General features: G+C 71.3%; 8 protein-coding genes. 3 read left to right on the top strand and 5 right to left on the bottom strand.

Annotation, left to right across the window (positions count from 1 at the left end; genetic code table 11):
• Nucleotides 1–92 precede the first annotated feature (92 nt).
• The 3 genes from J0695_RS32930 to J0695_RS32920 all read right to left on the bottom strand — a co-directional run bounded on the left by J0695_RS32930 (nt 93) and on the right by J0695_RS32920 (nt 2,121).
• A complete protein-coding gene (locus J0695_RS32930) occupies nt 93–308 on the bottom strand; it encodes a hypothetical protein (RefSeq protein ID WP_206968384.1) in 216 nt (71 codons plus the stop codon).
• A 191-nt stretch (nt 309–499) separates the two neighbouring features.
• The gene (locus tag J0695_RS32925; RefSeq protein ID WP_206968386.1) at nt 500–997 is read right to left on the bottom strand and encodes a SigE family RNA polymerase sigma factor; all 498 of its coding nucleotides are present in this window, start codon (nt 995–997) and stop codon (nt 500–502) included.
• A gap of 173 nt (nt 998–1,170) precedes the next feature.
• Nucleotides 1,171–2,121, bottom strand: a complete 951-nt coding sequence (locus J0695_RS32920) for an intradiol ring-cleavage dioxygenase (RefSeq protein WP_443726664.1) — start codon at nt 2,119–2,121, stop codon at nt 1,171–1,173.
• 210 nt (nt 2,122–2,331) lie between these two features.
• Between J0695_RS32920 and J0695_RS32915 the strand changes: the two genes are divergently transcribed.
• The 3 genes from J0695_RS32915 to J0695_RS32905 are packed head-to-tail and all read left to right on the top strand — an operon-like array spanning nt 2,332 to nt 5,696.
• A complete protein-coding gene (locus tag J0695_RS32915) occupies nt 2,332–2,991 on the top strand; it encodes a helix-turn-helix transcriptional regulator (RefSeq protein WP_206968380.1) in 660 nt (219 codons plus the stop codon).
• Nucleotides 2,992–3,660 (top strand): Pvc16 family protein, encoded by a 669-nt coding sequence (locus J0695_RS32910; RefSeq protein WP_206968379.1) that lies wholly within the window; start codon nt 2,992–2,994, stop codon nt 3,658–3,660.
• Nucleotides 3,660–5,696, top strand: coding sequence for an ATP-binding protein (locus J0695_RS32905; protein WP_206968377.1), 2,037 nt, complete (start codon nt 3,660–3,662; stop codon nt 5,694–5,696). The genes J0695_RS32910 and J0695_RS32905 overlap by 1 nt, the downstream gene beginning before the upstream one ends.
• Before the next feature lie 48 nt (nt 5,697–5,744).
• On the opposite strand, the gene J0695_RS32900 is transcribed toward J0695_RS32905, so the two are convergent.
• Nucleotides 5,745–7,121 carry an RICIN domain-containing protein gene (locus J0695_RS32900; protein ID WP_206968375.1) on the bottom strand — a complete coding sequence of 459 codons (1,377 nt, stop codon included), beginning with the start codon at nt 7,119–7,121 and terminating at the stop codon, nt 5,745–5,747.
• Nucleotides 7,122–7,193: 72 nt separating this feature from the next.
• Nucleotides 7,194–7,849 (bottom strand): peptidoglycan-binding domain-containing protein (locus J0695_RS32895; protein WP_206968374.1); only part of this gene is annotated, 656 nt, incomplete at its 5' end.

The raw sequence follows: 7,849 nt of genomic DNA, 5'->3' as shown, positions 1-7,849 counted from the left end.
GGCCGCGGGTGCGGGGGACTTCGTACCGCAGGCTGCCGTCAGGAGCAGGGCAGTGGTCAGGAGTACGGCGGCTGTGGCCGTACGGGGGTGGTTCATCTTGCTTCTTTCATCGGCTGGCCGGGAGTGGGGCTGAGGCCAGGGAACTGCGCCTGTTCCACGGCACGGCGGACGTCGGCGAGCAGAGGGGACGCCGGGCCCGAGGTGCAGAGGGTGAGGACCACGGTCTTGGCGGCGGACGGGGTTCCGATCAGGGCCGAGTACTCCTCGGTGCCGCCCAGGAGCCTGCACTCCTTCGACACCGTCAGCATTTCGATCAGAGCGGGCGGGNNGGGAAGGGCTCGGGCGCGGCGGCCGCCTTGTACCCCGTCGTCCCGGTGTGCCAGCCGGTGGGGAGGCGGAGGTCGAGGCCTTCTATCCCGGGGAAGTACACGGAGGTGTACGAGGGCGAGGGCGCCGNNGGTTCTCGTGCGGGTTCTCGTGCGGGTTCTCGTACGGGTCCTCAGTCATGAAGCTCCTCCGCCCTGGCGGGGAGCGCGGTCCGCAGGGTGCGCAGGCCCTTGGACGCCTGGCTCTTGACCGTGCCGGGGGCGCAGCCCAGCGTGGCCGCCGTCTCCTCGACGCTCAGGTCCTCGAAGTACCGCAGCACGATCACCGCGCGCTGGCGGGCGGGCAGGGAGCGGATCGCGGCGGCGAGGGACTGTTCCAGGTCGACGTCCGCGTACGGGTCGGCCGCCCCGGCGCTCTCCGGCAGCTCCCCCGTCGGCACCTCGCCGCGCCAGTGTCTTCGCCACCAGGAGGTGTGCGTGGTGACGAGGACCTTGCGGATGTACGCCTCGGGGTGGTCCTGGGCTATCCGCTCCCACTTCGGCCACACCTTGGCGAGCGCGGTCTGCAGCAGGTCCTCCGCGAGATGCGCGTCGCCCGTCAGCAGCCAGGCCGTCCGCAGCAGCCGCGGTCCCCGGGCGGCGACGAACGCCTCGAAGTCGCCGCCACGCATCATGTCCTCGCCGTCCTGTCCGGTCTCCCACGCCTGTGGAACGCGGTGGGGTGCCGTTCAGGTTGCCTTGCCCTGTCCTCGGTCCGCCCTTGGTCTTCCGCACCACAGAAGAAGGCCCCCGGAACCTTTCGGTTCCGGGGGCTCTCTCCGGTGCGGACTCCCGTGGGGGGAGTTCAGGAGGCGGAGGGCGTGGCGGACGCGGAGGAGGTGGACGTGACCCAGTCCTCGCCCTCCTGCGTGTCGTCCGGGTCGACACCGACCGTGATGGAGGCCTGGACTCCGCGTGCGATGCGGTCCTTCTTGTAGCGGAGCTTGAGCAGGCCGCCCGTGACACCGCTCTGGTCGTAGATGGTGTCCTCGGTGAGGGTCGTGCGCTCCGTGGTGTTCGTCGCGTACGGAGCCACCTCGGCGGAGGCGAGGACCGAGGTCTCGTCGAAGAAGAACTGGCCGGTGTGGCAGGTGTGCCCGCCCTCGTAACCGGCGTCGGTCATCTTGCCGCCCACGTGCACCTTGGTGTGGATGTGCACGGCGCGGCCGCGGTACCAGCCCGGGAAGACCGTCTTGAACTCGACGAAGCCGTCGTGGTCGGTGAGCCAGGTGCCGCGGAGGTAGCGGTTCTCGTCGGTCGGGTCGGTCTTGCCGCCACCGCCGCCGCCCGGTCCGCCGGAGGGCGGGGTGCCGGTGGGGGTGCCCGTGGGTGCGTCGGTGGGGGCTCCGCTCGGGGGCGTACCTCCGCCACCGCCGCCGCCCTGGGAGGCAGCCTCGTAACCCGAGTAGATGCCGAGCGCGTCGCAGTGCCAGATGTCGACGGCCGCACGCCGCAGCGGCTTGCAGCTCTCCGAGTCGATCACCTTGATACGAAGGGCGAAGGGGATGCCCTCCTTGTCCTCGGTGACATCCCGGCGGATCTTGTCCGCGTCGATGTAGTACGGGCCCTCTGTGGTCTCCGAGGTGAGCTTGTAGCAGGCCTCACCCGGGGTGCCGGGCTGCTTCTTCCCGGACTTGCCGGACGCGCCGGACTTCCCGGACTCCTGGGACGCGGATGCGGTCGTGACGATCGCGCCCCCGATCCCGACGGCGGCCACAGCCGCCCCACCTGCGACGACGGCCCGACGGCGCGTCATGTTCCTTTTGTGTGCGGGTCCTTGAGCTTCAGTCATGGGACGGGACCATAGGGAGGAAACCTGTCAGGGGCATGAGGGGCGACTGTGGATCCTGAGAAAAATGAGAATGCGGAACGGACAGGTCCCGTTGATCGCGCGTCAATCGATTGTTGATCGGCCTCCGTCAATCTGTTCCTTTGGGTACGCAACAAGGAGGGGCAGGTCGCACGCATGCTCGCGCAGCGCGTCACGGTGACCGTGCACGGATCCGATCCGCTGAGCCGGGCCGGAGCCATCAGCCATCTGCGGCACCAGCCGACGATACGGCTGGTCGATCCGGCCGCGGACACTCCACCGGACACGACGGACACCGTCGCCGTGGCGCTCGCCGACCAGGTGGACGAGACCACCGTCGCCGAACTGCGGCGGATCTCACGCGGCGGGGACGAGCATGTGGTGCTCGTCGTCCGGGAGCTGCGGGAGCCGGAGCTGCTGAAGGTGGTGGAGTGCGGTGTCAGGGCCATCCTCTGGCGCCACCAGGCCACCGAGGCGCGGCTGCTCAAGGCGGTCCACAGCGCGGCGCGCGGCGAGGGCGAACTGCCCCCCGATCTGATCAGCCGGCTGCTGGTCCAGGTGGGGCGGCTGCGCCGGTCCACCGCCGCCAGCGAAGTGGGCGGTTCCGGCGGGGTGCTGCCGCTGTTCGGCATGGCGGCACGCGAGGTGGACGTCGTGCGGCTGGTCGCCGAAGGGCTCGACACCCGGCAGATATCCGAGAAACTCGCGTACTCCGAACGGACCGTGAAGAACATCCTGCACGCGCTGATGACGCGGCTGCAGCTCACCAATCGCGCGCATGCGGTCGCATACGCGCTGCGCGAGGGATACATCTAGATGATCCACGAGATCGACGAGGCCCTGCGACGCGTGCTGCGGGGCGCGGCCCTGCCCGAGGGGACGGGTAAGGTCGTCTTCGAGGCGCCGACCCGCGACTGGGCGGCCCGGCGCAACACCCCCACGCTCAACGCCTATCTGTACGACATCCGCGAGGACGTGACCCGGCGCGAGCGCGGTGCGTACGCGGAGCGGGACGCCCGGGGCGTGGTCCTCCGCAGACGCCAGCCGCCCCGGTGGTTCCGGCTTTCGTACCTGCTCACGGCGTGGACCGCCCGGCCCGAGGACGAGCACCGGCTGCTCTCGTCGGCGCTGGCGGGTCTGCTGCCGCACGAGTACCTGCCGGCCGACACGCTTCCCGCCGTACTGCGGGATCTGGACGTCCTGGTTCCGCTGACGGTCGCCGTACCGCCCGCCGAGTCGCGGTCGCTCGCGGACATCTGGTCGGCGCTGGGCGGCGAGCTCAAGCCCTCGCTGGACGTGGTGGTCACGACACCGTTCCCGGTGACGCCGGTGTACGACGTGGCTCCGCCGGTGACGGAGGGCGCTGCTGTCTCGGTGCGGGGGCTCCCGAGCGGGCCTTCGGACTCCCGGCCGCGGATGTTGCGGCGGGTCAAGGACGGCACGGACCGCGCGGACAGTGCGGACAGTGCGGACGGTGGGAAGTAGTGCGTGCACTGCTTGAGCGGCTCGCAGGGCTGCGGCAGGAGGCGGGCGCCCTGGTGGAGGCCCGCAGCGCGGACGATCCGACGGCGGCCGATCCGCTGCGGGGGCTGTACGTCAGCGAGGACACCGCCCGGCGGCTGGCGACGGAGCCGGAACCGGATGAACGGCCCACTGGAGTCGGGGCCTGGGCCCGGTGCACCGGTGAGGGCGACGACCGGATGCCGGGCCTGGCGGCCCGGTTCGGACTCGGCGAGCTCGATGTGGCGATTCTGCTCGCCGCTCTGGCGCCCGACGTCCACCGCTCCTTCGAGCCGCTGTACGGGTACCTCAACGACGATGTCGGGCGGCGGCGGGCCACCGTCGACCTGGCGCTCACGCTGGCAGGCAGCGCCGCCTACGAGCCCGAAGCCCGGGGCCGCTTCCATCCCGGCGCGCCCCTCCTGGACGGCGGGCTGCTTCTCGTCGAGGAGGAGGAACGCCCGCTACCCGGACGGCAGTTGAGGGTTCCCGAGCGTGTGGTGGCCCATCTGCTGGGCGATGACACCCTGGATGCCGGTCTCCGCGCGGCGGGGGTCACCCTGCAGAGTCCGCGCGAGGCCCCGGCAGCTGCCGAAGGCACCGTCGCCGCCCGGATCGCGGGACCGGGCAGCGTACGCGTACATCTGCGGGAGCGGCGGGGCGGTGGCGCGGACGCCGTGGCCGACGCCCTGCGCGGCGCCGGGCGCACCGTGCTGCGGCACAGGCCGCCCGCCACCGGGCAGGACCCCGGTGTCGCCCATGCGCTGGTACGGGAGGCCCGGCTGCGCGGGGCCGGAACCGCGATCGTGGTGGAACCACTGCCGGAGCGTCCCGCGGAACTGGTACGGGCGATGGCGGTGGCCGATGTGACGGTGGTGTTCGCGGGGCCCGGCGCCTACGACCCCGAGTGGGCCCCGGACGCCGGATTGCTGGCCGTCGACGTCCAGGATGTCCAGGATGTCCAGGGCGGGTCGTCCGAGCGGGATCCGGTGGCGTTGTGGCGGGCCGAACTCCCCTACACCGCCGACGACTTGTCGTCCATCGGCGACGAGGAGCTGGCGCGGGCCGTCGCTCCGTACCGGCTCGACGGCGGGCAGGTCCGCCGGGCCGCGCGGGCCGCCACGGCGCTCGCCGCGTTCGAAGGGGTGCCGCTGAGTCCCGTACACGTACAGAAAAGTGCGCGGCTGCTGTCGGCGCCCGCGCTCGAACGTCACGCACGGCGCGTACGGCCGGCCGTCGGCTTCGGCGATCTGGTGCTGCCCGGTGAACCGCTCGGCCTGCTGAAGGAGTTGGCGGGGCGGGTACGTGACCGCTCCACCGTCCTCGGCCAGTGGAGGCTGCGGACCGGCGGCGGGCGCGGGCAAGGGGTGGTCGCGCTCTTCGCCGGGGAGTCGGGGACCGGCAAGACCCTGGCCGCCGAGGTGATCGCCGGTGAACTCGGCCTCGACATGTACGTGGTCGACCTGTCGGCCGTCGTCGACAAGTACGTGGGGGAGACCGAGAAGAACCTGGAGCGGATCTTCACCGAGGCCGACCGTACGGACGCGGTGCTGCTCTTCGACGAGGCGGACGCGGTCTTCGGCAAGCGCTCGGAGGTCCGCAGCTCGCACGACCGCTACGCCAACCTGGAGAGCGCGTACCTCCTGCAGCGCCTGGAGGCGTTCGAGGGGGTCGCCGTCCTCACCACCAACCTGCGGGCCAATCTGGACGACGCGTTCACCCGGCGGCTCGATCTGGTCGTCGACTTCCCGTTCCCGGACGTGGAGCTTCGGCTCGCGCTGTGGCGGTCGAGCCTGGCGGGGGTGCCGCAGACGGACGACCTGGAGGCCGAACTGACCGCGTGCGCCAAGGAGTTCGAGCTCGCGGGCGGGGCGATCCGGTCGGCCGCCGTGACCGCCGGATATCTGGCGGCGGCCCACGGCGGTCCGGTCACGGGTGCGGACGTACGGACCGGGGCGCGGCGGGAGTACGTGAAGATGGGGCGGCTCGTGATGCGGGACACGATGCCGTGGGCGCCCTGAGCGGCCCCTGCGGGGCCGCCCGCCTACGGCCCCGCACACGGCCCCGCCCTACGGCGTGCTTCCGAACTTCCAGTTCATGAAGACGTGGTTGTTGTCGTTGAACGGCGCGCAGCCCAGGACCTTCACCGGTGCGTCGCCCGTCGTCATGTCGGTGAGGCACTTGCCGTTCTCGGCACTCACGATTTGCACCGACCCGTCGGGCTGCTTCACCAGCTTCCACCGCTCGTTGGTGGGGAGCGTGCCCTTGCGGAGCTCCTCGGGGTCGACCGACCAGATCTGGACGGTGTCGTCTTCCTTCTTCGAGTTGAGGACGCTGTTCGGGGCGTTGCCCGGCGACAGGGCGACCGTGCCGTCGTCGTAGTGGCGGACGGTCCACCACTGGTTCTTGCCGGTGGTCTCGGCCGACCACCCGGCCGTGGTCACCTTGGTGCCGTCGTCGGGCCTGCCCTGGAAGACATCGAGGAACGGCAGGCTGTTGGCCTGGCTGCGCAGAGTCCGCGGCGCGTCGGCGTTGCTCTTCGGCGCCGGGGCCTTCTTCGAAGGCGCCGGCTGGCCTCCTCCTCCACCACCACCGGCAGAAGCCGACGGCGACGGAGCCTGCGGGCTGGGACTCGGCGCCGCCGACAAGGACGGCGAGGGAAGCGCGCTGGCGACCGCGGCGGCCTTCTCGGTCGCCTGGCTGGTCACCCCCGGATCGTGCCGGAACCACAGCGCCACCAGTACGACGGCCACCGCCACCAGCGCCGCGACCAGCGACAGCGCCCAGCGCGGGACGACGGGCGGCTGGATCCAGGTGCCGGTCAGCTCACCCGGCTGCTCGGACCCTGGGGCTCCCACCGTGATGGTGAAGGAGTGCTGCTTCACGGACCCGAACCAGTTGACCCGCTCCGGCCGCAGCTCCACCTCGGCGAAGCCGGCCCGGCCGGGGGCGGGCTGGACCGCCGCGGGCACGGTCTCCGCGGTGAAGGTGTCGCCGTTGTTGCGGCCCGAGAACGCGGCTGTCAGCGGCCGGTTGCCGAGGTTGTCGACGACGACGTTGCCCCTGCCCCGGAAGCGTCCCCGTACGGTGCGGGGCACGAGCTCGGCGTGGACCTGGGCGAAGGGGCCCACCGTCACCCGGCCCTCGACGACCTCTGCCGTGTGCGGGTGCTCCTGCGGGACGATCCGCACACCGAACGGACGCGGGCCCGCCTCGACATCAGGCGTCCTCGGCGGGGAGAAGATGATCTGGGCCGTGTCCTCGGCGCCGGGATACAGGCGCAGCGTCTGCGGTTCGATCCGAGCCCAGCCGCTCGCCTCACCGGCGATCGTCAGCCGGTACTCCTCGACCGTGTCCCCGGTGTTGCGCAGCCGCAGCCGCACATTCGCGTTCGATCCCGGTTCCACCGACGTCGCGTCGGGCTCCAATGAACTCCACATACTCACGCAGGCAGTCAACCCGTGCCCGAGCGCACCGGGGAGGTACGCCAGGGCAGTTACGGGGGCAGCGCACGTACCCTAACGACCAGCCACTCCTGGTTTGTTGAGGCTACCGCCGACCATCGCCCGAACGGTCGCGGAGTCCACGACTCCGGTGGCGCTGATGCCCACGGCGGCCTGGTACTGCTTGATCTTGTCCTTCATGGAGTTGTCGTACGGGGCGGCGGCGGCGTCGGACCCACCGCTCTTCCAATAGGCGGCGCCCTGCTGGGCATAGGCCCGGTCGCGTACGAGATCGTCGTCGCTGATGCCCGCCTGGGAGGCCCACCAGAAGGCCGCGAGGACCTGGGTGACCTGGAAGTTCTTCGCTCCGGGCTGGACCTGCTTCCAGTCGACGCTCTGCGCCCAGAGCGAGGTGAGCGTGGCCCGGCCGAGGGTGCCCTCGGGGTCGGTGCGGAAGATCTGGGCGGTGTTGTGGCCGGTGTTCTGTCCGTCGCGCACGACGGCCTTCTGGTAACAGACCAGGGAGGTACGGGTGTTGGCGTCGATCACGCCCGGTGTCCAGTTCCCGGCGAGCCGGCAGGAGTTCTTGGAGCCCAGCGCGACCAGCCTGCGCTGGGCGAACTCGACCACGACGTCCGCCTGGTATCCGGACTTCCAGGGCGGTCCCGACTTCTTCGCGACCGTGTCGACGGCTCCCGGGGACTTGGCGGTTCCCGCGCCCCCGCCCGACC

Source organism: Streptomyces beijiangensis, assembly GCF_017315755.1.
GTDB classification, from domain to species: Bacteria; Actinomycetota; Actinomycetes; order Streptomycetales; family Streptomycetaceae; genus Streptomyces; species Streptomyces beijiangensis.
The sequence above is the reverse complement of the archived record's forward strand: the minus strand, read 5'-3'. Positions and strand labels throughout refer to the sequence as shown.

What these genes read in the sequence shown, in the direction of transcription:
- J0695_RS32930 (WP_206968384.1), bottom strand. Translation starts at nt 308, where the DNA reads ATGCTGACGGTGTCGAAGGAGTGCAGGCTCCTGGGCGGCACCGAGGAG.
- J0695_RS32925 (WP_206968386.1), bottom strand. Translation starts at nt 997, where the DNA reads ATGCGTGGCGGCGACTTCGAGGCGTTCGTCGCCGCCCGGGGACCGCGG.
- J0695_RS32920 (WP_443726664.1), bottom strand. Translation starts at nt 2,121, where the DNA reads ATGACGCGCCGTCGGGCCGTCGTCGCAGGTGGGGCGGCTGTGGCCGCC.
- J0695_RS32915 (WP_206968380.1), top strand. Translation starts at nt 2,332, where the DNA reads ATGCTCGCGCAGCGCGTCACGGTGACCGTGCACGGATCCGATCCGCTG.
- J0695_RS32910 (WP_206968379.1), top strand. Translation starts at nt 2,992, where the DNA reads ATGATCCACGAGATCGACGAGGCCCTGCGACGCGTGCTGCGGGGCGCG.